Origin of the sequence: Microbacterium fluminis, assembly GCF_051549805.1 — a bacterium.
In the GTDB taxonomy this organism is placed as follows: domain Bacteria; phylum Actinomycetota; class Actinomycetes; order Actinomycetales; family Microbacteriaceae; genus Microbacterium.
This window is the reverse complement of the sequence record NZ_CP196042.1, coordinates 1,812,534-1,837,281: the sequence shown is the minus strand read 5'-3', so window position 1 is coordinate 1,837,281 and position 24,748 is coordinate 1,812,534. Positions and strand designations below refer to the sequence as shown.

The 24,748-nt window shown below is 71.6% G+C and carries 25 protein-coding genes; 12 read left to right on the top strand and 13 right to left on the bottom strand.

The window, feature by feature from the left end:
- Positions 1-15: 15 nt before the first annotated feature.
- The 5 genes from ACSJDX_RS08830 to ACSJDX_RS08810 form a co-directional block, all read right to left on the bottom strand.
- Positions 16-3,441 (bottom strand): error-prone DNA polymerase, encoded by a 3,426-nt coding sequence (locus tag ACSJDX_RS08830; protein WP_438352316.1) that lies wholly within the window; start codon positions 3,439-3,441, stop codon positions 16-18.
- Positions 3,442-3,582: 141 nt separating this feature from the next.
- Positions 3,583-5,181 (bottom strand): DNA polymerase Y family protein, encoded by a 1,599-nt coding sequence (locus tag ACSJDX_RS08825; protein ID WP_438354958.1) that lies wholly within the window; start codon positions 5,179-5,181, stop codon positions 3,583-3,585.
- A gap of 52 nt (positions 5,182-5,233) precedes the next feature.
- Positions 5,234-5,980, bottom strand: coding sequence for a hypothetical protein (locus tag ACSJDX_RS08820; protein WP_438352315.1), 747 nt, complete (start codon positions 5,978-5,980; stop codon positions 5,234-5,236).
- A gap of 209 nt (positions 5,981-6,189) precedes the next feature.
- The gene (locus tag ACSJDX_RS08815) at positions 6,190-6,744 is read right to left on the bottom strand and encodes a cysteine hydrolase family protein (protein WP_438352314.1); all 555 of its coding nucleotides are present in this window, start codon (positions 6,742-6,744) and stop codon (positions 6,190-6,192) included.
- A 42-nt stretch (positions 6,745-6,786) separates the two neighbouring features.
- Entirely contained in the window at positions 6,787-7,749 is a 963-nt protein-coding gene (locus ACSJDX_RS08810; RefSeq protein ID WP_438352313.1) for an EamA family transporter, read from the bottom strand.
- A 40-nt stretch (positions 7,750-7,789) separates the two neighbouring features.
- Between ACSJDX_RS08810 and ACSJDX_RS08805 the strand changes: the two genes are divergently transcribed.
- Both ACSJDX_RS08805 and msrB read left to right on the top strand, forming a co-directional pair.
- Positions 7,790-8,320 carry a MarR family winged helix-turn-helix transcriptional regulator gene (locus tag ACSJDX_RS08805; protein WP_438352312.1) on the top strand — a complete coding sequence of 177 codons (531 nt, stop codon included), beginning with the start codon at positions 7,790-7,792 and terminating at the stop codon, positions 8,318-8,320.
- 118 nt (positions 8,321-8,438) lie between these two features.
- Positions 8,439-8,882 (top strand): peptide-methionine (R)-S-oxide reductase MsrB, encoded by a 444-nt coding sequence (gene msrB, locus ACSJDX_RS08800; RefSeq protein ID WP_438352311.1) that lies wholly within the window; start codon positions 8,439-8,441, stop codon positions 8,880-8,882.
- Between the two features lie 4 nt (positions 8,883-8,886).
- On the opposite strand, the gene ACSJDX_RS08795 is transcribed toward msrB, so the two are convergent.
- Positions 8,887-9,216, bottom strand: coding sequence for a hypothetical protein (locus ACSJDX_RS08795; protein WP_438352310.1), 330 nt, complete (start codon positions 9,214-9,216; stop codon positions 8,887-8,889).
- A 106-nt stretch (positions 9,217-9,322) separates the two neighbouring features.
- Here ACSJDX_RS08795 and ACSJDX_RS08790 point away from each other — a divergent pair, with 106 nt between their 5' ends.
- Entirely contained in the window at positions 9,323-9,745 is a 423-nt protein-coding gene (locus tag ACSJDX_RS08790) for an organic hydroperoxide resistance protein (protein ID WP_438352309.1), read from the top strand.
- A gap of 67 nt (positions 9,746-9,812) precedes the next feature.
- The gene (gene msrA / locus ACSJDX_RS08785) at positions 9,813-10,373 is read left to right on the top strand and encodes a peptide-methionine (S)-S-oxide reductase MsrA (RefSeq protein WP_438352308.1); all 561 of its coding nucleotides are present in this window, start codon (positions 9,813-9,815) and stop codon (positions 10,371-10,373) included.
- Between the two features lie 63 nt (positions 10,374-10,436).
- On the opposite strand, the gene ACSJDX_RS08780 is transcribed toward msrA, so the two are convergent.
- Both ACSJDX_RS08780 and ACSJDX_RS08775 read right to left on the bottom strand, forming a co-directional pair.
- The gene (locus ACSJDX_RS08780; RefSeq protein ID WP_438352307.1) at positions 10,437-10,934 is read right to left on the bottom strand and encodes an HNH endonuclease; all 498 of its coding nucleotides are present in this window, start codon (positions 10,932-10,934) and stop codon (positions 10,437-10,439) included.
- Between the two features lie 354 nt (positions 10,935-11,288).
- Complete coding sequence (locus ACSJDX_RS08775; protein ID WP_438352306.1) at positions 11,289-11,996, bottom strand: M23 family metallopeptidase; 708 nt, start codon at positions 11,994-11,996, stop codon at positions 11,289-11,291.
- Between ACSJDX_RS08775 and ACSJDX_RS08770 the strand changes: the two genes are divergently transcribed.
- On the top strand, positions 11,980-12,126 hold the full coding sequence (locus tag ACSJDX_RS08770) for a hypothetical protein (protein ID WP_438352305.1): 147 nt from the start codon (positions 11,980-11,982) through the stop codon (positions 12,124-12,126). The genes ACSJDX_RS08775 and ACSJDX_RS08770 overlap by 17 nt on opposite strands.
- Before the next feature lie 340 nt (positions 12,127-12,466).
- Here the strand turns inward: ACSJDX_RS08770 and ACSJDX_RS08765 are convergent, their stop codons facing one another.
- Positions 12,467-13,171 (bottom strand): metal-dependent transcriptional regulator, encoded by a 705-nt coding sequence (locus tag ACSJDX_RS08765; RefSeq protein ID WP_438352304.1) that lies wholly within the window; start codon positions 13,169-13,171, stop codon positions 12,467-12,469.
- Positions 13,172-13,315: 144 nt separating this feature from the next.
- Between ACSJDX_RS08765 and serC the strand changes: the two genes are divergently transcribed.
- Entirely contained in the window at positions 13,316-14,428 is a 1,113-nt protein-coding gene (serC, locus tag ACSJDX_RS08760) for a phosphoserine transaminase (protein WP_438352303.1), read from the top strand.
- A gap of 119 nt (positions 14,429-14,547) precedes the next feature.
- On the opposite strand, the gene ACSJDX_RS08755 is transcribed toward serC, so the two are convergent.
- Complete coding sequence (locus ACSJDX_RS08755; RefSeq protein ID WP_438352302.1) at positions 14,548-15,186, bottom strand: DUF3027 domain-containing protein; 639 nt, start codon at positions 15,184-15,186, stop codon at positions 14,548-14,550.
- Entirely contained in the window at positions 15,179-15,562 is a 384-nt protein-coding gene (locus ACSJDX_RS08750) for a cold-shock protein (RefSeq protein ID WP_438352301.1), read from the bottom strand. Before ACSJDX_RS08750 ends, ACSJDX_RS08755 begins: the two co-directional genes overlap by 8 nt.
- A 109-nt stretch (positions 15,563-15,671) precedes the next feature.
- Between ACSJDX_RS08750 and ACSJDX_RS08745 the strand changes: the two genes are divergently transcribed.
- The 6 genes from ACSJDX_RS08745 to ACSJDX_RS08720 all read left to right on the top strand — a co-directional run bounded on the left by ACSJDX_RS08745 (position 15,672) and on the right by ACSJDX_RS08720 (position 22,560).
- Positions 15,672-15,938: a multidrug ABC transporter ATPase gene (locus ACSJDX_RS08745; RefSeq protein WP_438352300.1), complete on the top strand. Its 267-nt coding sequence runs from the start codon at positions 15,672-15,674 to the stop codon at positions 15,936-15,938.
- Positions 15,939-17,660, top strand: coding sequence for a helicase-associated domain-containing protein (locus ACSJDX_RS08740; protein ID WP_438352299.1), 1,722 nt, complete (start codon positions 15,939-15,941; stop codon positions 17,658-17,660).
- Positions 17,661-17,821: 161 nt separating this feature from the next.
- Entirely contained in the window at positions 17,822-19,474 is a 1,653-nt protein-coding gene (locus ACSJDX_RS08735) for a DNA repair helicase XPB (RefSeq protein ID WP_438352298.1), read from the top strand.
- A 153-nt stretch (positions 19,475-19,627) separates the two neighbouring features.
- Positions 19,628-20,320, top strand: coding sequence for a response regulator transcription factor (locus ACSJDX_RS08730; protein WP_438352297.1), 693 nt, complete (start codon positions 19,628-19,630; stop codon positions 20,318-20,320).
- Positions 20,321-20,424: 104 nt separating this feature from the next.
- Positions 20,425-22,140: a sensor histidine kinase gene (locus tag ACSJDX_RS08725; RefSeq protein ID WP_438354957.1), complete on the top strand. Its 1,716-nt coding sequence runs from the start codon at positions 20,425-20,427 to the stop codon at positions 22,138-22,140.
- 132 nt (positions 22,141-22,272) lie between these two features.
- Entirely contained in the window at positions 22,273-22,560 is a 288-nt protein-coding gene (locus tag ACSJDX_RS08720) for a WXG100 family type VII secretion target (protein WP_438352296.1), read from the top strand.
- 79 nt (positions 22,561-22,639) lie between these two features.
- Here the strand turns inward: ACSJDX_RS08720 and groL are convergent, their stop codons facing one another.
- Positions 22,640-24,259 carry a chaperonin GroEL gene (groL, locus tag ACSJDX_RS08715; RefSeq protein ID WP_438352295.1) on the bottom strand — a complete coding sequence of 540 codons (1,620 nt, stop codon included), beginning with the start codon at positions 24,257-24,259 and terminating at the stop codon, positions 22,640-22,642.
- Between the two features lie 182 nt (positions 24,260-24,441).
- Positions 24,442-24,642, bottom strand: a complete 201-nt coding sequence (locus ACSJDX_RS08710; protein WP_438352294.1) for a cold-shock protein — start codon at positions 24,640-24,642, stop codon at positions 24,442-24,444.
- Positions 24,643-24,748 lie beyond the last annotated feature (106 nt).

Here is a 24,748-nt window from a genome sequence, read left to right as displayed (position 1 = left end):
GGCGCGCGGCTCTGCTCAGCGGAAGTCCCGCGAGGAGTGCGACACCCCCATCCGCAGGTCTTCGAACCGGTCGGCGAGCAGGTTGGTCACACCCTCGACCGAGCGCTCCAGCATCCCTCGGATGATCAGCGCCGGCGCATCCCGCGCCACCCGGCGGTACCGGCTCCACACTCCGGTCGAGCAAATCACGTTCACCAGTCCGTGCTCGTCTTCGAGGTTGAGGAACGTGATCCCGGATGCCGTTGCCGGCCGCTGCCGGTGGGTGACGAGTCCGGCGACCTCCACGCGCCGACCCGTCTCGGAGGTGCGCAGCTCGCGCGACGACAGCACCCCGCGCGCGTCGAGCGCCGACCGGTAGTGCGTCATCGGGTGGTCGTCGGTCGAGATGCCCGTCGCCCACAGGTCGGCCGCGAGGCGCTCGTAGCTGGTCGGGTCGGGGAACAGCGGCGGCTGCACCGACACCATCGAGTCGGGCAGGTACTCGGCGCGGTCCTGCGCGGCCGACCCCGCGAGCCAGATCGCCTCGCGCCGGCCCATGCCGAGCCCGTCGAACGTGCCCGCGGTGGCGAGCGCCTCCACCTGCGCCTGCGTGATGCCGGTGCGCCGCACCAGATCGCGCAGGTCACGGAAGGCGCCGCGCGCGTCGCGCTCGGCCACGATCCGCGTCGCCACCGCCTCGCCGATCCCCTTCACCCCCGCCAGCCCCAGCCGCACGGCATGCCCTCCGTCGCGGCGGTGTGCGGCGGATTCGTCGGGCGCGGTGGTGTCGAACAGCCCGACGGGAGGCTGGATGCTGTCGGCACAGGCATCCATCCCCGTCGGCTCCTCGGAACGGTCCGCAGCCCCGGCACCGCCGACCGGCTCGAGCGTCGGGTGCACGCCCGACAGGCCCAGGTCGGGGCGGCGCACCTCGACCCCGTGACGGCGGGCGTCGGCGGTGAGTGTCGCGGGCGAGTAGAACCCCATCGGCTGTGCGCGCAGCAGCCCGGCGAGGAACGCCGCAGGGTAGTGCAGCTTGATCCACGAGCTGGCGTAGACGAGCAGCCCGAACGACAGGGCGTGCGACTCGGCGAATCCGAAGTTGGCGAACGCCTGGATCTTGGCGTAGATGTCGTCGGCCTGCTGCGGGGTGAGCTCGTTGACCTCGATCATCCCCTTGTAGAGCTGCGCCTTGATCGAGTCGATCCGCTCGATGCCCCGCTTGGACCCCATCGCCCGGCGCAGGGTGTCGGCCTCGGCGGGCGAGCATTCGCCGATCGCGACGGCCATCTGCATGAGCTGCTCCTGGAAGACCGGTACGCCGTGCGTGCGCTCGAGCGGCTCGCGCAGCTTCTCGTGCACGTAGGTCACCTCCTCCTGGCCGAGCTTGCGGCGCACGAACGGGTGCACCGCGCCGCCCTGGATCGGCCCCGGCCGCACCAGCGCGATCTGGATCACCAGGTCGTAGAACCGCCGCGGCTGCAGGCGCGGCAGCAGCCCCATCTGCGCGCGCGACTCCACCTGGAACACCCCGATCGAATCGGCCCGGCACAGCATGTCGTAGACGGCCTTCTCCTCCTTCGGCAGGGTGGCGAGGGTCCACCTCTCCCCCGTCGCCTCCTCGGCGAGGTCGAAGCAGTACTGCAGCGCCGCGAGGATGCCCAGCCCGAGCAGGTCGAACTTCACCAGCCCCATCCAGGCGGCGCTGTCTTTGTCCCACTGGATCACCGTGCGGTTCTCCATGCGCGCGTGCTCGATCGGCACCACCTCCCCCACCGGACGCTCGGTGAGCACCATCCCGCCGGAGTGGATGCCCATGTGCCGCGGCGCCTTCAGCAGCGCGGAGGCGAACTCGATCACCTGATCGGGGATGTCGTGGTCGTCGGATTCGAGCACGGCGCCCCATCGCTCGACCTGCTTGGACCAGGCATCCTGCTGTCCGGGCGAATGCCCCAGGGCCTTCGCCATGTCGCGCACGGCGTTCTTCGGCCGGTACTGGATCACGTTCGCCACCTGCGCCGCGCGCTCGCGCCCGTACTGGCCGTAGACCCACTGGATGATCTCCTCGCGGCGATCGGAGTCGAAGTCGACGTCGATGTCGGGCTCCTCGTCGCGCAGGTGCGAGAGGAACCGCTCGAACGGCAGGTTGTAGAAGATCGCGTCGATCGCCGTGATGTCGAGCAGGTAGCAGACGGCGCTGGATGCCGCAGACCCCCGCCCCTGGCAGAGGATCCCCCGCCGACGCGCCTCCTGCACGATGCCCCACACGATGAGGAAGTAGCCGGGGAAGTCCTTGGCCTCGATCACCTCCAGCTCGCCCTCGATGCGCTTTCGTTCTTCGGGTTTGAGGTTCGGGTATTTGCGCGGCACCGCCTCCCACACGAGCTGCCGCAGGTACGACATGGGCGTGTGCCCGTCGGGCACGGCCTGCTTGGGGAGGGCGGGCTTGGCCTTGCGGAGGGAGAAGGCCAGCTCGTCGGCGAGCGGCACGGTGCGCTCGACCGCTCCGGGGTAGCGCGCGAAGCGGGCCTCCATCTCGCGACCCGACCGCAGGTGCGCACCGGCGTGCGCGGGCAGCCAGCCGTCGAGCTCGTCGAGGCTGCGGTTGGCGCGCACCGCCGCGACGGCCGCGGCGAGCAGCTCGCGCTCGGGCACGGCGTAGTGCACGTTGTTCGTGGCGAGGGTCGACAGCCCGCGACCTTGGGCGAGCGCGGCGAGCACGTCGTTGTCGCGCGTGTCGGTCGGGCTGCCGTGGTCGATCAGCTCCACGTGCACGGCGTCGCGGCCGAACAGCTCGACGAGCCGATCGAGAGCGGATGCTGCGGCCCGGGGCCCGTCGGACGCGAGCGCTTTTCGGACGGCGCCCTTGCGGCATCCGGTCAGGATCGTCCAGTGCGGATCGCGCGGCCCGCCGGCCTGGTCGGCGAGCGCGGCGAGGTCGTAGAGCGGCTTGCCCTTCTCTCCCCCGGCCAGCTGCGCCTGGGTGATGGCGGCGGCGAGCCGGTGGTAGCCCTCCTCGCCGCGCGCGAGCACGAGCAGGTGCGATCCGACGGGGTCGGCCTCGCCGTTCTGCTTGCCGGGGAGCTCGAGCGACAGCTCGGCCCCGAAGACGGTCTTCATGTTCAGCGCCTCGGCCGCCTCGGCGAAGTTGACGATGCCGTAGAAGCCGTCGTGGTCGGTGAGGGCGAGCGCGTGCAGGCCGAGGCGCTCGGCCTCTTCGGTGAGCTCTTCGGGCGAGGAGGCGCCGTCGAGGAACGAGAAGGAGGAGTGCGCGTGCAGCTCGGCGTAGGGCACCGCGTCGGTCGGACGCTGGATCTCGGGCGCGGTGTACTTGCCGCGCTTGCGCGACCACGCCGGACTGTCGCCGCCGTCGCCGTGCGCCGGGACGTTCGTCGGACGGCGGGTGTCGCTCAGCGTGCGCTCGAGGTCTGACCACTTCACCGGCGGGTTGTGCCACCCCATCAGCGACCGCCTCCCCGGGTCGAGCCCGCAGGTCGGGGTTCGGGGCGCGTTTCGTGCACCCGGGCCGAGCGAAACGCGCCCCACCGCACCGAATGCGCCCCGAACCCGGAACGCAGCCGCGCCGCTGGGCACGTCGACGGGTCAGTCATAGCGGCCCTCCACCCGCCACTCGTCCTGCTCCCACACCAGCAGCCACGCCAGCCCGTCGGCGTCGACCATCTGGAACCGGTGCGCCGCCCGCCGGCGCAGCTCGTCCCACGCCCGCTCGGCCACCGGCCACGGACCCGCCCACGCCTCGATCGCCCGCACGCGCCCGTCGACGGCGAGCACGGCGGGCGCGGCGCTGAGCGCGGACCGCTCGCCGATGCGCACGGGGGCGCCCGAGGCATCCGTCACCTCCACCAGCCGCGGCTCGGGGAACACCGTCGTCGGCAGCGGGTCGGGCAGGCTCCCCGGCCACGGGCGCGCGCGATCGTGCCGCAGCACCGCGCGGTCGCCCCACGGCACCTCCACCTGCCGCTCGGCCAGCCACCTCCCGCCGCCGATCGTCGGGGTGAGCACGCCCCGATGCCCGAGCATCGCCTGCACGCGCGAGAGCGCCGAGTGCACCCGCTCCTCGGCTCCGGCGCCGAAGATCGCGGGGGCGTGGGCGGATGCCTCATCCACCGCCTCGGGCACGATCCGCACCAGGGCGACGCCGCTGGTGAGCACGCCGCCGCCGAGCGCGCTGCCCTGCGCCTCGCCCAGCTGCCAACGCACCCGGTCGACCACCGCGGCGGCGTCGAAGAACGCCGGATGCAGCCACACCCGCTCCGACCGCTCGCCGCGCTCACCGGTCAGCTCGACCCGCAGCTCGGTGCACACCAGATCGAGCGCGCCGAGCCGGCCGAGGAACTCCTCCGCCGCGATCCGCATGCCGAACGCGACCTGGTCGGCGAGCTCGAGCGGCGGCTCGAACGCCACCTCGCGGTGCAATTCGGGCGGCGGGGTGCGCGGTGCGACCTGTCGCGCGTCACGCCCCGCCGACAGGGCGTGCAGACGGATGCCGCGCTCCCCGAACCGCTCGCGCACCCGCTCCGCGTCGAGCGCGGCGAACTCGCCCAGGGTCTGCACGCCGAGCCGGGCCAGCAGCCCCACGAGGTCGTCGCCCGCGCCGAGCACCGCCCACGCGTCGGCGAGCACCGCCACCGGAAGCTGCGCGAGGAACGCCCCCGCCCCACCGGGCGGCACGATGCTCACCGCGTCGGGCCGCGAAGTGACGTCCATCCCCGCACCGAACCGGGCGGCCTGCTCGGCGGCGAAGGGTCCGTCGGCGATACCTGCCCGCACGCCGAACAGCTCCTGGGCGGCGAGCACTCCGAGCAGCATCCGCGCCGCCTCGACCTCGCCCCCGTAATAGCGGGCAGGGCCCCGGGCGCGCAGCACGCACAGCCCGGCCCGCACGATCTGCACGCCCGGCGCCCGCTCCTCGATCGCCGACACCACCGGTCCGAACACGCGGTGGTCGCGCGCCGCGTCGGCGGCGACCACCGTGAGCCGCGCGCAGCGCGCCTGCGCGTCGCGGCGGCGCTGCCCGCGGCGCACCCCTTCGGCCCGCGCGGCCGGCGAGCAGGCCACCACGACGTTGCGCTCCACCACCGCGATCGGCGCGGTCGCCGGGTCACCCCGGGGCAGCACGGCCGCCGCCGTCGGGTCGCGCAGCAGCGCGGTGACCGGCCAATCCGGAAACCACAGCACCATGCTGCGCACCGGTGGCGCCCCCGGCGCGAACGACAGAGTCTGCGCGGCCACCTCAACCTGCCGCCCGCAGATCGTCGAGCACGATGAGCGGGGCGCGCTCCTCGGCGCGCACGCCGCCCTGCTCGCGCAGCACCTCGATCGTTCCGTCGGCGGCGGGCAGCAGCATCCGGGATCTCCGCGGCACGGGCCACCGCCTGCTCGACGCGGTGACGGTGAGCGCGCGGCCGGCGAGGTAGCCGTGGCCCGCACCCAGGCCCGACCACTCGGGCTCGCTCACCCGCAGGCTCGCCTCGGCCTGCGGCCAATCGCCCTCGACGAGCAGCACCGATCCCCGCTCGCGCAGGCGCGCGGCCAGCCGCGACACCTCCTGACCCATCGGCCGGCCCTGCGGGCGCACCGCGACGATCGGCAGCACATCGGCGATCGTCGCGGCCACGGCCAGCCACCGCGGCCCCGGATCGGGGATGAGCACGAGCCGGTCGAGGTCGACCCCCAGCCGCTCGGCCGCCTCGGCCCCCAGCTCGGGCATGCCGATCACGCCGCACCAGGATCCGTCGTGCGACGCGCGCGCCATCAGCGCCAGCAGCAGCGACCCGGACGGCGGCAGGGAGTAGGCCGCCCCCGGACGCAGCCCTCCCCCGGGCAGCAGCTCGGCGAGCGCCGGATGCACCGGCAGCACGGGCGCGTCGAGCCGCAGCCCCTGCTTCTTCTGCATCTCGGCCCGCAGGCGGTGCACCACGTCGAGATCGGCGCGCTGCGCCGCGACGCCCCCGACGCTGTCCCGCATGACGACCACCATCCCCCCAGACTAGAACAGATGTTCTATCAATTCCACTGAGAGGGACGCTACCCGGATGCTCCGACATCCGAATCGGGGGTATTTACGAGCCTATGTTCGATTTCTCACGAGAGTACGGGAGGAGATCTGCGCCTCGGGAGGAGAGAATCCACGGATGCCTCCTCCGCACGTGCACATCTCCTCCCGAAGCGCACGCGCAGCACCCGGCGTCAGCCCGCGAGCACCTCGGCGGTGGTCGCGATCCGCGCGAAGCCGCCCTGCTGCAGCACGAGGGCGGTGGTCGCCATCAGCTCCGCCGCCGTGTGCGTGACGGTGCCCACCCCCGGGATCTCCCCCACGAGATCGAAGGTGCGGGTGGCATCCAGCACCACCGTCGTGTCGTACCCGAGGTTGCCCGCCATGCGCGCGGTCGTCTCGACGCACATATTGGTCTGGATGCCGCACAGCACCAGCTCTCCGATGCCCCGCTCCTGCAGCCAGGCGTGCAGGTCGGGGTCGCCGTAGAAGGCGGAGTTGACGTTCTTCGAGACCAGGAGGTCGGGCTGCACGGCCGCGACCGGGTCGACGAACGCGTTGCCCGCGGCATCCGGATGCAGCGGCGACGCCGGGGACACGGAGTCGTGCCGCACGATCACCACGGGCCCCTGCCAGGCGTCCAGGAGTGCGGCGACGTTCGCCTCGCACTCCGGGTTGGCGGTCGGGCCCCAGACGTCGAGGTCGTCGAAGCCGCGCTGCATGTCGATCACGATCAGGGCTCGGGTCATGCCCCCATCTCACCACGGAGCGGTCTGCCGAACTCCTTCGAATCAGGAAGCGCGACTGCCGGTCTTCGCCGTTTCCGCGCCACCCGTCACCGGGCCGAAGGAGTTGCGCAGCTCATCGGCCGGGGGCACCGGGTCCGCCATCGACCCCGGCCGAGCCCGCCCCGGCAGCACCCCGACCACGATGCCGGCGAGTACGAGGACGAACCCGATCACCTGCGCCGCGCCGAAGGCCTCGCCCGCGATCAGCACGCCCAGCAGCACGCCGGTGAGCGGATTGAGCAGCCCGACGATCCCGACGACGGCCGGGGTGAGGCGGCGCAGTCCCGTGAACCACGCGACGTACGCCAGGGCGGTCGCGACGAGGGTGACGTAGGCGAATCCCAGCGCCGAGGGCACCGTGAGCGCCGGCGGGGCGCCCTCGATCAGCACGGCGAACGGCAGCAGCACGAGCGATCCGCCGACGAGCTGCCACGAGGTCATCGCCAGGGCCGGCACATCGGCTCCCCATCGTGCGGTGAGCACGAAGCCGAGCGACGAGGCGAGCATCGCGCCCAGCGAGGCCGCGACCCCGACCGGATCCACCGGGCCGCCGCCGACGCCGAGCATCAGCACCACCCCGGCGATGCCCACGATCGCCCCGAGCACGCTCGCCAGGCGAGGCCGCTGGCGCATCAGCAGCCAGGCGAGCAGCATCATCACCGCGGCCGCGAGAGACATCAGCGTCGAGGCGATGCTCGAGGGCAGCCGCTGCCCGGCGACGTAGATGAGCACGAAGAATCCGCCGACGTTGAGCGTGCCGAGCAGCAGCGAACGCCACCACCACGCGCCGGTGGGCAGACGCCGCGAGAGCAGCAGCACGAGGAGGCCCGCCGGCAGCGCGCGCAGCAGGCCGCCCCACAGCGGCACGTCGGGCGGCAGCAGGTGCCGCGTCACGAAGTAGGTGCTCCCCCACGCGATCGGCGCGAGCGCGGTGACGGCGATCCACTTCGCGGTTTTGTCTTCCATGGAAGAGATATTACCTTCCCAGGAAGATAAGATTCCACCCATGGATGCCTCCACCCCCCGTGAGCCGGCGAGAACACCCGCCCCCGACCGCGTCGCCGCGATCCAGGCCGAGTGGCACCGCGAGCGCCCCGACCTCGATCCCTCCCCGATGGGCGTCATCGGACGGCTGCACCGCACCGGCGACGCGCTCATGGAGCGGCTCACGGTCAACTACCGCACCTTCGGACTCGCCGAGGGCGAGTTCGACCTGCTCGCCACCCTCCGCCGCGCCGGCGCCCCCTACGAGCGGGCCGCGGGCGAACTCGCCGACCACACCATGATCACCACGGGCGGACTCACCAAGCGCGTCGACCGGCTCGAAGCCCGCGGACTCGTGCGGCGGCGGGTCGAGGCATCCGATGGTCGCCGCCGGCTGGTCGCACTCACCGATACCGGACTCGAGGTCATCGACGCCGTGATCGCCGTGCACCTCGACACCGAGCACGCCCTGGTCGCCGAGCTCGGCGCCGCCGACGCGGCCGAGCTCGAGCGCATCCTCACCCGCTGGCTCGCCCTCCTCGGCGAGGACTGACCGCGGGGACCGCTCACCGGAACTCACGGCGCGCTTTCAGCTTCGCGGGACCAAACCGCGCACGGTCGGCGTTACGAACATCAGACGCGGCAGCCAGCCGCGCCGAACAGGAGGAATCGTGACCACCGACTACGGCAAGACCCCCGAGGCCCTCAGCCGCCTCACCCCGAACCAGTACCGCGTGACCCAGGAGGACGCCACCGAGCCGGCGTTCCGCAACGAGTACTGGGACACGCACGAGCCCGGCATCTACGTCGACGTCGTCTCGGGCCAGCCGCTGTTCTCGTCCACCGACAAGTACGACAGCGGATCGGGCTGGCCGAGCTTCACCCGTCCGATCGAGGCCACCGCCGTCACCACCAAGACCGACCGGAAGCTGTGGATGTCGCGCACCGAGGTGCGCTCGTCCGGCGCCGACAGCCACCTCGGGCACGTCTTCGACGACGGACCCGCCGCCGAGGGCGGGCTGCGCTACTGCATGAACTCCGCCGCGATGCGGTTCGTGCCGCTGGCCGACCTCGAGGCCGAGGGCTACGGCGACTTCCGCGGACTGTTCGCTTAAGGGCTCAGCGCCCGAGACGACCCCGGATGCCGCCCCGACCCGCGCGCACCTCGCCGAAGTTGTAGGCGATGCCGAGGGCGAACAGGGTCGCCGCGATCCCCGCGGCGACCTTGCCGCCCCGGCTGCGCAGCGCGCCGCGGAGCAGGAGACCTCCGCCGACAGCGTTGGCCGCGCCCCACGCCACGTTCACGACGGGCGACGAGTCGCCCTCGCCGGGCGGGTCGGCGAACGGCGTGGGGAACGGGTCTCCCTGCACCCCGCGCACCACGTGCGGGATCGCGTTGACGAGCAGGACGGCGCCGAAGGAGGCGCGGACGATCGATCCGAACGACATGCGCCCAGCGTACGTCCGACACGCCGACGGGGAATCGGACCCGCGGCGGCGACGTTGGCGCGAGAGGCAGCGCGAGGCATCCGCCCCGCCCAGAGAAGGGATCCGCATGGAGATCATCTACACCGCCGAAGCACTCTCGACCGGAGACGGCCGCAACGGCCACGTCGCCACGAAGGACGGCCTCGTCGACACCGACGTGCGCATCCCGAAGGAGATGGGCGGCGCCGGCGGCGCACCCAACCCCGAGGCGCTGTTCGCCGCCGGTTACGCCGCGTGCTTCCACAGCGCGCTGCAGTCGATCGCCCGCACCCAGAAGGTCGACGTCGCCGACTCGACCGTAGGCTCGCGCGTGCACATCGGCCCCAACGGCCAGGGCGGCTTCGGCCTCGCCGTCGAGCTCGAGGTGGTGATCCCCGGGCTCCCCCTCGAGAAGGCGCAGGAGCTGGCGGATGCCGCACACCAGGTGTGCCCGTACTCCAACGCCACGCGCGGCAACATCGACGTGACGATCACCGTCGCCGACGATTGACCCCGCCCTCCCCCACCCCTCGCCTGCGACACTTGTCTCAGGCACATTTCCAGCGAAGGAGAACGCCATGACCAGTGGACCCACCGACACCGGAGCGATCACCCGCACCCCCGGCACCGAGACCGCCGTGCTCGCGGGCGGCTGCTTCTGGGGCGTCGAGGACCTCATCCGCCGCCAGCCCGGCGTGCTGACCACGCGCGTCGGCTACACGGGTGGGAAGAACGACCACGCCGAGTACGAGTACCACCCCGGCCACGCCGAGGCCGTGGAGATCGTGTTCGACCCGTCGCAGACGACGTACCGCGACATCCTGGCGTTCTTCTTCCAGATCCACGACCCGTCGACGAAGAACCGTCAGGGCAACGACGTCGGCACCAGCTACCGCTCGGCGATCTTCCCGGTCACCCCGGAGCAGGAGCAGATCGCCCGCGACACCATCGCCGACGTCGACGCGTCGGGGCTGTGGCCCGCGAAGGCCGTCACCACGATCGAGCCGCTCGGCGCCTTCTGGGAGGCCGAGCCCGAGCACCAGGACTACCTCGTACGCATCCCGCACGGGTACACGTGCCACTTCGTGCGTCCGGGCTGGGTGCTGCCGCGACGGGATGCCGCGACCGCCGGCGCCTGACCCGCACAGCGATCACCGGAGCCGTCCCGACACCCGTCGGGGCGGCTCCGTCGGCTTCGGCGCCTACGCGGCGAGCTCGAGGTAGGGGCTCCAGCGCGGGTCGGACTTCTCGGTGCCCCGCACCGTCCACTGCGCCCCGCGCGGCGGCCGCGGGATGATCCGCAGCTCCCAGTTCATCTCCTGCGGCGTGCGGTCGCTCTTGACGTTGTTGCAGCGCAGGCAGCACGCGACGAGGTTCTCCCACGAATCCGCGCCGCCGCGCGAGCGGGGCAGGATGTGGTCGATCGTCGACGCGGCCTTGCCGCAGTACCCGCAGCGGTGCGCGTCACGGCGCAGCACCCCGCGGCGGGTGACCGGGATGCGGCGGCTGCCCGGCACACGCACGTAGCGGGTCAGGATGATCACCGCGGGGCGATCGTACGACCCCCGCGCGCTCCAGATCGGTTCGCCGTCGATGTTCTCCACGACGGTGGCCTTCTCGTTCATCACGAGCACGAGGGCTCGCTTGAACGACACGACGGCGAGCGGTTCGTAGCCCGCATTGAGCACCAGAGTGCGCATTCCTCATCCTCTCGAAACGTCCGGGACGGCTTCCCGGGATTCGACGTCGGATGCTTTCGAGGGCGCAGAGGGTATGAAAAAAGGCGCTGTCTACAGACAGCGCCTCGGCGCCACGGCGGTGCCGTGGCTTCCGTGTACACGATGCCGAAGGACGAGCAGGCCGAGCGCATCCATGGTTCGGATGCGTGGTGTGCTGCCCATTCGGCGACCTCCGCTTTCTCTCAAGCGTCCGGTCTCAGGGTAATGCACCCTGCGGGCGCCGAGGCCGCGCGGCAGGTGAACGGCGGGCGGCGTGTCGGTGAAAGGACGAGGGCGGATGCCGCAGCATCCGCCCCTCGTGACGTATCGGCGCGATCAGCCCGCGTTGGCCTGCAGCCAGGCCCACGGGTCGACGACCGAGCCGTTGATGTGCACCTCGAAGTGGCAGTGGTTGGCGGTCGAGCTGCCGGTGGAGCCGACGAAGCCGATCAGCTGGCCGGCGGCGACCGTCTCGCCGGACTGCACCTGACGGGTGCCGTAGGTCATGTGGCCGTAGAGCGTCGCGACGTTCTGCCCGCCGATGACGTGCTGGATCTCGATCGCGACGCCGTAGCCGTAGTAGCTCTCGGACGACACGCTCACGACGCCGGCGGCGGCCGCGTAGATCGGGGTCATGGCGGGAGCGAGCAGGTCGACGCCCTGGTGATAGCCGGAGTCCCACAGGCCGCGGCCCTTGGTGAAGTTGAGCAGCGGCCAGCGCACCTCGCCCGTGCCCGGGGAGGTGAGGTTGATGTTCACCGGCACCGAGGCGACGCTCGTGGTCTGCAGGGCGACCTTGGCGCGCTGCGCGGCGGCGGCCTCGGCCTGCTTCTTGGCGATCTCGTCGGCGGTGGTCGCGGCGTAGCTGCCGCGGCTGAGCGTCATGGCGGTCGCGTCTGAGGCGACCACGAGGGACTGCGCGTCGCCGGCGGCGGACTGCTGCAGCGTGAGCGCCTCGGCGGGCGTGCGCCACGCGCCGTAGGCGGGGAGCGCGACGGTGGCGATGAGGCCGGCGACCATCGTCAGGATGACGATGCTGCGCACGGGCTTGCGCCTGCGCTTCGGCTTCGACGCCGCCGGGCGGGTCGGCGCGGCGGGCTTCGCAACGGCGGTCGGTGCGGGACGCGGCGCCCGCGCGATGCGCGGGGACCGCGAGCGGGCGGCGACGTCCTGACGGGCGCGCATCCTGCGGGTCTGGTTCGCGGGCCCGACTTCGGGTTCGGGTTCCGACGAATCGTTCTGATCAGCCAAGCTTGTCCTCCGTCGCCTCCGCGCGGGTGTGCGCTGGTTCGTCGGCACTCTGCGTCAGGGCACGTGGTGCGGGCTTTCCCGAGCAGACGACGAACCAGAGAGGCAGTCCGCGCGGGGTCCGACGGCGGGCTTCTCGCCTGTGGACTTTTCGAGGGTACCGGAAGGTAACGAATAAGTCACGCCACAGAGGGATTGACACAGCGGCCTCGAGGCCATACGGGCCTGTGGAGGAGCGGATGCCTGTGCCCCGGCATCCGGAATCGTCAGGCCGCCCGCTCGTCGACGAGGAAGATGTGCGCCGCGACCTCGACCGGGAGCTCGAGGCCCTCGTCGTTGCCGTCCATCTGCACGAGAACGTAGCCCTCGCTGTAGCGATAGTCGCCGCGGGCGCCCGGGACGACGCCGGCGGCCTTGAGCTGCTGCAGCAGCTCGGGGTCGACCTGAGCGGGCTCGGCGAGACGGCGGACGGTGCCCTGGATGGGCTCTCCGGCGTCGTTGAGCTTGCGCACCAGGCCCACGACCCCCTGCTCGAACGTGTTGGCGGGGACGTCGCCGAGCTGGTCGAGACCGGGGATCGGGTTGCCGTAGGGCGACTCGGTGGGGTGGCCGAGCAGCTCGACGAGGCGACGCTCGACCTGCTCGCTCATGACGTGCTCCCACCGGCAGGCCTCTTCGTGCACGAACGCCCAGTCGAGGCCGATCACGTCGCTGAGGAGGCGCTCGGCGAGGCGGTGCTTGCGCATCACGTCGACGGCCTTCTGACGGCCCGCGCCGGTGAGCTCCAGCGAGCGGTCGTCCGAGACCACGACGAGCCCGTCGCGCTCCATGCGCCCGACCGTCTGCGACACCGTCGGTCCCGAGTGGCCGAGGCGCTCGGAGATGCGCGCCCGGAGGGGGACGATGTTCTCCTCCTCGAGCTCGAGGATCGTGCGCAGGTACATCTCGGTGGTGTCGATGAGATCGGTCATGGTGCTCCTCGTACCGGTGCGCGAACGTCTCAGGCAAGCCTATCCAACGCGCGGACACCGGGGCCCATGCGGCGGCCGTCACACGCCCGTGCGGCGGCCGTCACACGTCCGAGGGCACGCCGAGGCGGAAATAGACTCGGGGGCATGTCTTCCCTCGTGATCCCGAGCGACCTCCTGCCCGCCGACGGACGATTCGGCTGCGGACCCTCCAAGGTGCGCGCCGAGCAGCTCGGCGCCCTCGCCGCCTCGGGCATGTCGCTGCTGGGCACGTCGCACCGCCAGGCGCCGGTGAAGAACCTCGTGCGCTCGGTGCGCGAGGGCCTGGGCGAGCTGTTCCGCATCCCGGAGGGCTACGAGGTGATCCTCGGCAACGGCGGCTCGACGGCGTTCTGGGATGCCGCGGCCTTCGGCCTGATCGAGAACCGCGCGCAGAACCTCGTGTTCGGCGAGTTCGGCGGCAAGTTCGCCGCGGCCGCGAAGGCGCCGTGGCTGCAGGCTCCCGATGTGCGCACGGCCGATCCCGGCACCCGCGCGGTCGCCGAGGCCGTGGAGGGCGTCGACGTGTACGCCTGGCCGCACAACGAGACCTCGACCGGCGTGGCCGCCCCGGTCACCCGCGTGCACGGCGACGCCGGCGCGCTCACGGTGATCGACGCGACCAGCGCCGCCGGCGGCATCGACGTCGACATCGCCGAGACCGACGTCTACTACTTCGCCCCGCAGAAGAACCTCGGCTCCGACGGCGGGCTGTGGTTCGCGCTGTTCTCCCCCGCCGCGCTGGAGCGGGTCGAGAGGATCGCCGCGTCCGGCCGTTACATCCCCGAGTTCCTCAGCCTCAAGAACGCCGTCGACAACTCGCGGCTGCAGCAGACGCTGAACACCCCCGCGCTCACGACGCTGCACCTGCTCGACAGCCAGGTGCGCTGGATCAACGGCAACGGCGGTCTGGCGTGGGCGGCGGCGCGCACGAGCGAGTCGTCCTCGGCGCTGTACGACTGGGCCGAGGCATCCGCCGTCGCCACGCCCTTCGTCGCCGACCCGGCCGACCGCTCGCCGGTGGTCGTGACGATCGACTTCGAGGACGGAGTGGATGCCGCGGCCATCGCCGCCGCGCTCCGCGCCAACGGGATCGTCGACACCGAGCCGTACCGCAAGCTCGGCCGCAACCAGCTGCGCGTGGCGACGTTCGTCTCGATCGACCCCGACGACGTGCGTCAGCTCATCCGCTCGATCGAGTTCGTGCTCGAGAACCTCTGAGCCGACACCGGCCCCCGGCCCGTCGCGATTGACCCGTCCGGTCACGGCCGGGTGTCACGACACGCGAGGCCGCGCTGCAGCAGTCCGCGTGTTGCGACCCCCGAACGGAGGGTGACCGCTCAGTAGGAGCGGTCGACCTCTTCCTCGTCGAAGTCGTCGTCGTCGTCCGAGTCGTCTTCGTCGTCCGAGTCGTCTTCGTCGTCCGAGTCGTCGTCATCGTCGGAGTCGTCGTCGTCATCGACCGAGTCATCCTCATCGTCCGCGTCGGCGGGGTCGAGCTCGTCGATGTCGACGCCGTCGAGGTCGCCGGCGTGCAGGGTCCGGGCACTGTCCTCGTCGTCCGCGTCATCCTCGTCCTCGTCGAGGTCGAGATCGAGATCGTCGTCCGAATCGTCGTCGGGATCCTCGTCGTCCGACACCGCGTCGCCCTCGGCCTCGGCCGACGCCGCCTGCGCGGCCTGGTAGTCGGCAAGACGCTCCGCCCACGGCACCCACTCGGGCGCGAGCAGGGCGGTCTCGCCGGGGAGCAGCTCCACCTCGAGCACAGTGGGCTCGGAGCCCTCGACGCGCGCGACGCTCACCGTCCAGAACCAGCCCGGATAGCCGGCGAGCAGGTTCGCGAACCGCAGCGAGACGACGCCGCCCTCTTCGAGCGAGTAGCCGGCGGGGGCGCCGATGGATGCCTCGGGGGTGACCTCGAGCAGGGCCGCCCGCGCCAGATCGTGCGCGGCCAGCAGCGACTCGTCGGCCTCAGGCATCGAGCTCCTCTGCGACCTTGCGCAGCACCGCGGCGACCTTCTTCGCGTGCGAGCCGCTGGGGTAGCGGCCGCGGCGCAGATCTCCGCCGATGCCGTCGAGCAGCTTCACGAGGTCTTCGACGATGATCGCCATGTCGTCGGCGGGCTTGCGGGAGCGCTTCGCCAGGCTCACCGGGGCCTCGAGCACGCGCACCGACAGCGCCTGCAGACCGCGCTTGCCGTCGGCGACGCCGAACTCCAGGCGCGTCCCCTGCTTGGGCGCGGCCGCGTCGGCGGGGAGGGCGGTGGCGTGCAGGAACACGTCTTGGCCGTCATCGGTGGTGATGAAGCCGAAGCCCTTCTCCTCGTCGTAGAACCTGACCTTGCCGGTGGGCATCGCTGAACCTCGTGGAAATCGGGCCCGCGCGTGCGGGCATGACGCAATGGAGACCGAAAGGCCTCCGATCCAGACTACGGCACGGCGCCCGCCAGGTAGTCTGAGCAGGATGAGCACCTCTACTCCTGGCGGCGACGTGCCGGTCCGCCGCATCGATCGCATCCTGGCGTTCATGTCGCTGGGGCTACTGGCCCTGTCGGTGCTGTGCTTCTTCGCGATCATGATCGGGTCTGCCTCGGGCGCCATGATGAACACCGGGGTGTGGCCGGTCATCGGCGTCCTGGTCTTCATCGCGCCGATCGTCGCGTTCGTACTGCTGCTGACGGTGCTCATCACGAGCATCGCGCGAAGGGCTCGGGCCAACCGAGGTAGCTGAATGGCCGCCCCCTCGGATCAGCGCGCGCTCGCGACACGGCTCGCCGGTCTGAGCGACGAGCGGCTCGCGGGGGCGCTGAGCGCACGCGGGGTCTCGACCCACGCGCCGTGGCAGGACGGCTTCGACGCCGCCGAGGCCCTGCTGGAGGCGGCATCCGTCGACCGCGCCCTGGTGCATCTGCCGCGGCACGTGCTGCACGCGCTGGCCGCGGGCGATCCGGTCGACGACCCGGCCGTGATCGCCGGACTGCTCGTCGACGAACAGGGGCGGCCTTATGCCGCCGTCGCCGCGCGAGCCCTCGCGGGCGCCGAGGCGCGACCCGACGCGTTCTCCCCCGCCGTCGCACCCCCCGACCCGGAGCCGTCGACCGACGCGCTGGCCGCAGCATCCGCCGAACGGGTCTTCGCCACGGCCGGCGCGCTGGCCGACGTGCTGCTGGCCGCCGGGCACACGCCCTTCTCCCGGACCGGCACGGGAGCCGTGAGCGCGGCCGACCGGCGCCGACTCGTCGAGGCGCACGTCGTCGACGGCGCCGATGAGCTCGACGACCTCATCGTCGCGGCGACCGCGGCGGGCCTCCTGCGCGAGGGCGACCGCGAATGGATCGCGACGCCCGCTGCCGCAGTCTGGCTCTCCCGCCCCACCGGCGAGCGCTGGGCCGAGATGGCGGCGGGGCTGCGTGCGAGCCTGCCGCCCTCGCTGCGCACCGCCGACGGGGGCTACCGTCCGCTCGCGGCGTGGGCGGCGGAGTTCCCGCTCGACGCCGAGTGGACCGCACGTGCCGAGCGTCTCGCCCGCGTGTGGTCGCGGTGGGGACTGATCGCCGCCGACGGCACCGAGCCGGCGTGGGCGCAGCCCGTGCGCGGTGGCGCCGCCCCCGACCCCGCCCCACTGGCCGCCCTGCTCCCCGCCGAGATCGACCGCGTCTACCTGCAGGCCGACCTCAGCGCGATCGCGCCCGGACCCCTCGAGCCGGCCCTCGACCTGCGCCTGCGCGGGCTCGCGCACCGGGAATCGCGCGCCCAGGCGTCCACCTACCGTTTCAGCGCCGCCTCGATCGGCGGTGCGCTCAGCAGCGGCGAGACGGCCGACTCGATGCGCGCGTTCCTGGCCGGGATCTCGCTCACCGGCATCCCGCAGCCGCTGGAGTACCTCATCGAGAGCACCGCGGCCCGGCACGGCCTGGTGACGGTGCGGACGGATGCCGCGACCGGCCGCTCGATCGTCGAGAGCCCCGATGCGGCGCTGCGCGCCACGATCGCCGTCGACCAGGCGCTGCGGCCGCTCGGCCTCGTGCCCGAGGACGAGGCGCTCGTCTCGCGCGTCGCCCGCGAGGCGGTGTACTGGTCGCTGGTCGACGCCCGCTACCCGGTGGTCGCGGTCGACGACGACGGCGACGCGCTCGCGCTGCGGCGCGGACAGCGCGCCGCGGCAGAGCCCGACGCGCCCTCCCCCTACGCCCGCCTCATCGCGACGCTCCGCGCGGGGGAATCCGGCGGAGGGGACACGGATGCCGCGTGGCTCGGCCGCGAGCTGGAGCTCGCCGTGCGCGCCCGGTCGATCATCGCGGTCGAGGTGAGCCTGCCCGACGGCTCGCGGCGTACGTTCACCCTCGAGGCATCCGGGCTCGGCGGCGGACGCCTGCGCGGCCGCGACCGCGGCGCCGACATCGAGCGCACGCTGCCGGTCTCGAGCATCGTGAGCGTCCGCCCCGCCCCCTGACCCGCCTTTCCCGCTGACCCACCTTCGGCTGCACCTTCCTTCGCGAGGGGACGCGGATCGCGGCATCCGTCGCTCCCGACAGGAGGAATCGCGTCCCTCGCGGAGGGACGGGCAGGGCGACGCGGCCGGTGCGCCACCGGCCGCCGGTAGACTGGCACGTTATGGCTGACGGACCCCTCATCGTGCAGAGCGATCGCACCGTGCTGCTCGAAGTCGCGCACCCCGACGCCGAGAACGCGCGCCACGAGCTGGCGATCTTCGCCGAGCTGGAGCGGGCACCCGAGCACATCCACACCTACCGCATCACGCGGCTGGGCCTGTGGAACGCCCGCGCCGCCGGCCACGACGCCGACGACATGCTCGGCACCCTCGACCGCTGGTCGCGGTTCCCGGTGCCCCCGTCGGTGTCGCTCGACATCCGCGAGACCGTGGGACGATACGGCCGTCTCGTGATCGAGCGCGACACGGTCGGCGGCGACGACGACGTGCTGGTGCTCCGGTCGACGGATGCCGCGGTGCTGACCGAGATGGCCCGCAACAAGCGCATCCAGCCGCTCCTGGTCGGCCACCCCGACCCCGGCACCTACGTGGTGGATGCCTGGGCCCGGGGCCAGATCAAGCAGGAGCTGCTGAAGATCGGCTGGCCGGCGGAGGACCGCGCCGGCTACACGCCGGGCACGCCGCACGAGATCGAGCTCGCCGAGGACGGCTGGACGCTGCGGCCCTACCAGCGCAAGGCCGTCGACATCTTCACCGAGGGCGGCTCCGGCGTCGTGGTGCTCCCCTGCGGTGCGGGCAAGACGCTCGTGGGGGCGGCGGCGATGGCCGACACCAAGACGACGACGCTCATCCTCGTGACCAACACCGTCAGCGCGCGGCAGTGGCGCGACGAGCTGCTCAAGCGCACGTCGCTCACGCCCGAGGAGATCGGGGAGTACTCCGGGCAGACCAAGGAGATCAAGCCGGTCACGATCGCGACGTACCAGATCCTCACGGCGAAGCGGAAGGGCGAGTACGCCCACCTGGCGCTCCTCGACGCGCTCGACTGGGGCCTCATCGTGTACGACGAGGTGCACCTGCTGCCCGCCCCGGTGTTCAAGCTCACCGCCGACCTGCAGGCGCGCCGCCGACTGGGCCTGACCGCGACCCTCGTGCGCGAGGACGGCCGCGAGGGCGACGTGTTCAGCCTCATCGGCCCGAAGCGCTTCGACGCGCCGTGGAAGGAGATCGAGGCGCAGGGCTTCATCTCCCCCGCCGCCTGCTACGAGGTGCGCGTCGACCTGCCGGAGAGCCAGCGGCTCGAGTACGCCGCCGCGGCCGACGACGAGCGGTACCGGCTGGCCGCGACCGCCGACGCGAAGATCGACGTCGTGCGCCGCCTGGTGCAACGGCACATCAGCGAGCGCATCCTGGTGATCGGGCAGTACCTCGACCAGATCGACGTGCTCGCCGAGGCCCTCGACGCGCCGCAGATCACCGGGTCCACGCCCGTCGACGAGCGCGAGCGGCTGTTCCAGGCGTTCCGGGTGGGCGAGATCTCACTGCTGGTGGTGTCGAAGGTGGCCAACTTCTCGGTCGACCTGCCCGAGGCATCCGTCGCCATCCAGGTGTCGGGATCGTTCGGCTCGCGACAGGAGGAGGCCCAGCGGCTCGGACGCCTGCTGCGCCCCAAGGAGTCGGGTCACACCGCGAGCTTCTACACGCTGATCGCGCGCGACACCGTCGACCAGGACTTCGCCCAGAACCGCCAGCGCTTCCTCGCCGAGCAGGGCTACGCCTACACGATCCTCGACGCGGACTCCCTCGCCGCCTGACAGCCCGCCGCTCCCCGGCTCCCGTCGAGGGGACGCGATAGGCGGTACCGGATGCCTCGCGCACGACGATTCGCGACCCCTCGCGGAGGGACGACGGCCCGCCGTAGCGCGCGCTTCCAGCCCTCGCAATGGTGAGGTGGCCATAATGGGCCTATGACCGCACCGCGCATCCTCGTCGTGGACGACGAGCCGAACATCCGCGACCTGCTCATCACGAGCCTGCGTTTCGCCGGATTCCAGGTGAGGGCCGTCTCCAACGGGGCCCAGACGATCTCGGCCGTGCTCGAGGAGGAACCCGACCTCATCGTGCTCGACGTGATGCTCCCCGACATGAACGGGTTCAGCGTCACCAAGCGCCTCCGCGGCGCCGGCTACACCGCCCCGATCCTCTTCCTGACCGCCAAGGACGAGACCGAGGACAAGATCACCGGCCTCAACGCGGGCGGCGACGACTACGTCACCAAGCCGTTCTCGCTCGACGAGATCGTCGCGCGCATCCAGGCGATCCTGCGTCGCACGATGCAGGCCGACGAGGAGTCGGTGATCCGCGCCGGCGAGCTCACGATGGACCAGGACACGCACGACGTCACCGTCGGCGACATCTCGATCGACCTCAGCCCGACCGAGTTCAAGCTCCTGCGCTATCTCATGCTCAATCCGAATCGGGTGCTCAGCAAGGCGCAGATCCTCGACCACGTGTGGGAGTACGACTTCAACGGCGACGCGGGCATCGTGGAGAGCTACATCTCGTACCTCCGCCGCAAGATCGATCCGCACTCCACCGAGGCGCTCATCCAGACCAAGCGCGGCTTCGGCTACATGCTGAAGGCCGGCAAGACCGCGTAAGCCGCGGCACCACTCGAAGGGCCTCCGTGGCCGACAAGACCGACGCGATCACCCGCTGGTGGCGGGGTACGAGCCTGCGCGCCAAGGTCACCGGGGTGACCGTGATGCTGCTCGCGCTCGGACTGATCGGCGCCGGGATCGGCACGGCCGTGCTGATGCGCAACTCCCTCGTCAGCGGCGTGGAGGGTCAGGCGCGCACGCTCGCGGCGTCCAACTTCGCCTCGCAGCTGCTCACGCTCGGGGTGCAGGACGGCGCGCTGACCGCGACGGCCACCCCGGAAGCCCCGCCGACCGACAACGTCGTGGCCGTGTACGACCCCTCCGGCGCGATCGCCGGACAGGCGGGCGGACGTGGAGCAGCGCCCCCCGCGGTGCCGGACATGTTCAGCCTCACCGACGCCTACGGGCAGATGCAGCTGGGCACCACGACGCGGCTGGTCTCGGCCACCGGCGACAACGAGTACGTCGCCGCCGTCACCGTGCAGGAGTACCCGTCCACGGGACTCAACTACACGCAGCTCGTGGCGGTGCCGCTCGCGCCCGTCAACCGCACGATCGCGCAGTTCCTCGGCATCTACGGCATCCTCACCGCCATCGCGATCATCGCGGGCGCCTTCCTCACCCGCCTGCTCGTGACCCTCGCCTTCCGCAACCTCGGACAGGTCGAGAGCACCGCCATGGCGATCGCCGCCGGCGACTTCAGCCAGCGCATGACCGACATCGAGCCCGGCACCGAGGTGGGCCGTCTGAAGGTGGCGGTCAACACCATGCTCGGCCGCATCGACGCGGCGCTCTCGCAGCGCGACGCCACCGTGCGCCAGATGCGCCGGTTCATCGGCGACGCCAGCCACGAGCTGCGCACCCCGCTCGTGACGGTGCGCGGCTACGCCGAGCTGTACCGCATGGGCGCGATCACCGGCGACGACGATGTCGCGCAGGCGATGGAGCGCATCGAGAAGGAGGCCGTGCGCATGGGCGTCCTCGTCGAGGACCTCCTCGCGCTCGCCCGCCTCGACGAGCGCCGTGACGTCGTGGTCGCCCCCGTCGACCTCCGCCCGATCGCGCGCGACGCCGCGATGGACGTGCGCGCCACCTCCCCGCAGCGCACCGTCACCGTGATCGACACCGCCCTGACGGCGATGGCGGATGCCTCGTCCCCCGCAGACTCGGCGGACGCCTCCGATCCCGACGCCGACCCCGACGACCGCGCCGACGGCAGGAAGCGCGGGAATCCGCCGACGTCGGCGATCGCGCGCGCCGGTGCGACCCTGTCGCTGCTGCGTCGTCGCCCCCGCCCCGTGCCGGCCACCGGGGCGACCGGAGCGGGCGAGTCCACTCCGATGATGCCGGGGGCCGCGGCATCCGTCCCGCTCGATCCCGCCGCCGCGCCGATCGTGCTGGGCGACGAGAACCGCATCCGGCAGGTGGTGACGAACCTGCTCGGCAATGCCCGCCGCTTCACCGCCGACGACTCGCCGATCGACCTGCGCGTGGGCGCGGACGCCGCGGCCCGCATGGGCTGGATCGAGGTGATCGACCACGGCGAGGGCATCCCGGAGCAGATCCGCGACAAGATCTTCCAGCGCTTCTGGCGGGCCGACACGTCACGCACGCGCGAGACCGGCGGCACGGGGCTCGGTCTGTCGATCGTCGCCTCCATCGTCGACGCGCTGCACGGCACCGTCGATGTCACCGAGACCCCCGGCGGCGGCGCGACGTTCCGGGTGTCGCTGCCGCTCGCGCACGAGCGCGACGCGGCCGAGCATCTGCTGATCGAGACGCAGCCCCTCCCCCGGATGAGCCCGCCCCCGGCCGACTGACCGGCCGCTCCTCCCCCGCACGGCAGGTGGCGGCATCCGTCGGTCGTCGTCCACGGATGACCGCAGGGCGAGCGGATGCCTCGTCCCGCCGGCCTAGCGTCGAGGCACACCCCACCGACCCAGGGAGATGCCATGACCGCCTATTCCGTCGACGCCGATCAGCTGTTCTCGGCCACGTCCGCCGTGCGCGGCACCGCCGATCGACTGCAGGGCGAGACCTCCGCGATGCTGTCGCAGCTCACGCAGCTGCAGTCGTCGTGGACGGGGTCGGCCGCCGTCGCGTTCCAGGGCGTGGTCGACCGCTGGCGCGCCGCGCAGCGCCAGGTGGAGGACTCGCTCGTCGAGATCAACGCCGCGCTGGCCACCGCCGGGCGGCACTACGCCGACGCCGAGCAGCTGAACGCGGGGCTGTTCCGCTGAGCACGGGCTTTCCGCCGTGCACGCAGAAGACCCCGGCGCCGCGAGGTGCCGGGGTCTTCCGAAGGTCAGGGCTTCTGGATCAGAAGTCCATGCCACCCGTCGGGTCGCCACCGGGAGCGGCGGCCTTCTCGGGCTTGTCGGCGACGACGACCTCGGTGGTGAGGAACAGGCCGGCGATCGACGCGGCGTTCTGCAGCGCGGAGCGCGTCACCTTGGCCGGGTCGATGATGCCCTGTGCGAACAGGTCGCCGTACTCGCCGGTCGCGGCGTTGAGGCCGTGTCCGATCGGAAGGCCCGCGACGGTGTTGGCGACGACGCCCGGCTCGAGACCGGCGTTCAGCGCGATCTGCTTGAGCGGGGCCTCGATGGCCACCTTGACGATGTTCGCGCCGGTCGCCTCGTCGCCCGTGAGCTCGAGCTGGGCGAAGACGACCTTGCCGGCCTGGATGAGCGCGACGCCGCCACCGGCGACGATGCCCTCCTCGACGGCCGCCTTGGCGTTGCGCACGGCGTCCTCGATGCGGTGCTTGCGCTCCTTCAGCTCGACCTCGGTGGCCGCGCCCGCCTTGATGACGGCGACGCCGCCGGCGAGCTTGGCGAGACGCTCCTGGAGCTTCTCGCGGTCGTAGTCGCTGTCGGTGTTGTCGATCTCGCGACGGATCTGGGTCACGCGACCCTCGATCTGGCCCGACTCGCCCGCACCCTCGACGATGGTGGTCTCGTCCTTGGTGATGATGACCTTGCGCGCCTTGCCGAGCAGGTCGGTGGTGGTGTTCTCGAGCTTGAGGCCCACCTCTTCGGTGATGACCTGGCCGCCGGTGAGGATCGCGATGTCCTGCAGCTGCGCCTTGCGACGGTCGCCGAAGCCGGGGGCCTTGACGGCGGCCGACTTGAAGATGCCGCGGATCTTGTTGAGCACGAGGGTCGCGAGAGCCTCGCCCTCCACGTCCTCGGCGATGATCACGAGCTCCTTGCCCTCCTGGATCACCTTGTCGACGATCGGCAGCAGGTCCTTGATGTTCGAGATCTTCTGGTTGGCGATCAGGATGTACGGGTCTTCGAAGACCGCTTCCTGGCGCTCCGGGTCGGTCACGAAGTAGGGGTTGATGTAGCCCTTGTCGAAGCGCATGCCCTCGGTGAGCTCGAGCTCGGTGCCGAAGGTGTTGGACTCCTCGACGGTGACCACGCCCTCCTTGCCGACCTTGTCGATCGCCTCGGCGATCAGGTCGCCGATGGTGGAGTCGGCGGCCGAGATCGATGCGGTGGCTGCGATCTGCTCCTTGGACTCGACCTCCTTGGCGGTGGCGAGCAGCTCGTCGGAGATGGCCGCGACGGCCTTCTCGATGCCGCGCTTGAGCGAGATGGGGTCGGCGCCGGCCGCGACGTTGCGCAGGCCTTCCTTGACGAGCGCCTGGGCGAGCACGGTCGCCGTGGTGGTGCCGTCACCGGCGACGTCGTCGGTCTTCTTCGCGACCTCCTTGACGAGCTCCGCGCCGATCTTCTCGTACGGGTCGTCGAGCTCGATCTCCTTGGCGATCGAGACACCGTCGTTCGTGATGGTGGGAGCGCCCCACTTCTTCTCGAGCACGACGTTGCGACCGCGGGGGCCGAGCGTCACCTTGACGGCGTCGGCCAGGATGTTCAGGCCGCGCTCGAGGCCGCGACGGGCCTCTTCGTCGAAAGCGATGATCTTTGCCATGTGTATGTCGTCCCTCCCGGACGCGCAGTCCGGACGTAGCGAATGGTCATTAGCACTCAGAGAGATCGAGTGCTAATGCCATTCTGGCACTCGCACCAGGCGAGTGCAAGCCACGCGGAGGGATGCCGTCACCCGGGGTCGCCGGGTGCGGCGAGGCACCCCGAGGGGGCGCCGCAGGCGGCTCAGACGACGCGCACCGACTCAGCCTGCGGGCCCTTCTGGCCGGAGCCGACGGTGAACTCGACGACCTGGCCCTCCTCGAGGACGCGGAACCCCGACATGTCGATGTTCGAGTAGTGGACGAACACGTCCTGGCCGTCGCCCGCGGTGATGAAGCCGAAGCCCTTCTCAGCGTTGAACCACTTCACGGTGCCCTGGGTCATGCGAATCTCCTGTTGCTGTGGGACAGGGTCATCGTATTCAGACGGATGGGGCCGGAATCGCCCGATGGACGACTGTTGACACGCGTGCATCGAACTGTTTACCGGC

Excerpts from the sequence above, each read along its gene's own strand:
- ACSJDX_RS08755 (WP_438352302.1), bottom strand. The coding sequence starts at position 15,186 with ATGCCTGAGGCCGACGAGTCGCTGCTGGCCGCGCACGATCTGGCGCGG.
- ACSJDX_RS08730 (WP_438352297.1), top strand. The coding sequence starts at position 19,628 with ATGACCGCACCGCGCATCCTCGTCGTGGACGACGAGCCGAACATCCGC.
- ACSJDX_RS08750 (WP_438352301.1), bottom strand. The coding sequence starts at position 15,562 with ATGCCCACCGGCAAGGTCAGGTTCTACGACGAGGAGAAGGGCTTCGGC.
- msrA (WP_438352308.1), top strand. The coding sequence starts at position 9,813 with ATGACCAGTGGACCCACCGACACCGGAGCGATCACCCGCACCCCCGGC.
- ACSJDX_RS08810 (WP_438352313.1), bottom strand. The coding sequence starts at position 7,749 with ATGGAAGACAAAACCGCGAAGTGGATCGCCGTCACCGCGCTCGCGCCG.
- ACSJDX_RS08720 (WP_438352296.1), top strand. The coding sequence starts at position 22,273 with ATGACCGCCTATTCCGTCGACGCCGATCAGCTGTTCTCGGCCACGTCC.
- groL (WP_438352295.1), bottom strand. The coding sequence starts at position 24,259 with ATGGCAAAGATCATCGCTTTCGACGAAGAGGCCCGTCGCGGCCTCGAG.
- ACSJDX_RS08815 (WP_438352314.1), bottom strand. The coding sequence starts at position 6,744 with ATGACCCGAGCCCTGATCGTGATCGACATGCAGCGCGGCTTCGACGAC.
- ACSJDX_RS08765 (WP_438352304.1), bottom strand. The coding sequence starts at position 13,171 with ATGACCGATCTCATCGACACCACCGAGATGTACCTGCGCACGATCCTC.
- ACSJDX_RS08770 (WP_438352305.1), top strand. The coding sequence starts at position 11,980 with ATGACGATGCTGCGCACGGGCTTGCGCCTGCGCTTCGGCTTCGACGCC.
- ACSJDX_RS08820 (WP_438352315.1), bottom strand. The coding sequence starts at position 5,980 with ATGGTGGTCGTCATGCGGGACAGCGTCGGGGGCGTCGCGGCGCAGCGC.
- ACSJDX_RS08805 (WP_438352312.1), top strand. The coding sequence starts at position 7,790 with ATGGATGCCTCCACCCCCCGTGAGCCGGCGAGAACACCCGCCCCCGAC.
- ACSJDX_RS08795 (WP_438352310.1), bottom strand. The coding sequence starts at position 9,216 with ATGTCGTTCGGATCGATCGTCCGCGCCTCCTTCGGCGCCGTCCTGCTC.
- ACSJDX_RS08740 (WP_438352299.1), top strand. The coding sequence starts at position 15,939 with ATGGCCGCCCCCTCGGATCAGCGCGCGCTCGCGACACGGCTCGCCGGT.
- ACSJDX_RS08830 (WP_438352316.1), bottom strand. The coding sequence starts at position 3,441 with ATGGGGTGGCACAACCCGCCGGTGAAGTGGTCAGACCTCGAGCGCACG.
- ACSJDX_RS08825 (WP_438354958.1), bottom strand. The coding sequence starts at position 5,181 with ATGGTGCTGTGGTTTCCGGATTGGCCGGTCACCGCGCTGCTGCGCGAC.
- ACSJDX_RS08735 (WP_438352298.1), top strand. The coding sequence starts at position 17,822 with ATGGCTGACGGACCCCTCATCGTGCAGAGCGATCGCACCGTGCTGCTC.
- serC (WP_438352303.1), top strand. The coding sequence starts at position 13,316 with ATGTCTTCCCTCGTGATCCCGAGCGACCTCCTGCCCGCCGACGGACGA.
- ACSJDX_RS08745 (WP_438352300.1), top strand. The coding sequence starts at position 15,672 with ATGAGCACCTCTACTCCTGGCGGCGACGTGCCGGTCCGCCGCATCGAT.
- ACSJDX_RS08790 (WP_438352309.1), top strand. The coding sequence starts at position 9,323 with ATGGAGATCATCTACACCGCCGAAGCACTCTCGACCGGAGACGGCCGC.
- ACSJDX_RS08725 (WP_438354957.1), top strand. The coding sequence starts at position 20,425 with ATGCTGCTCGCGCTCGGACTGATCGGCGCCGGGATCGGCACGGCCGTG.
- ACSJDX_RS08710 (WP_438352294.1), bottom strand. The coding sequence starts at position 24,642 with ATGACCCAGGGCACCGTGAAGTGGTTCAACGCTGAGAAGGGCTTCGGC.
- ACSJDX_RS08780 (WP_438352307.1), bottom strand. The coding sequence starts at position 10,934 with ATGCGCACTCTGGTGCTCAATGCGGGCTACGAACCGCTCGCCGTCGTG.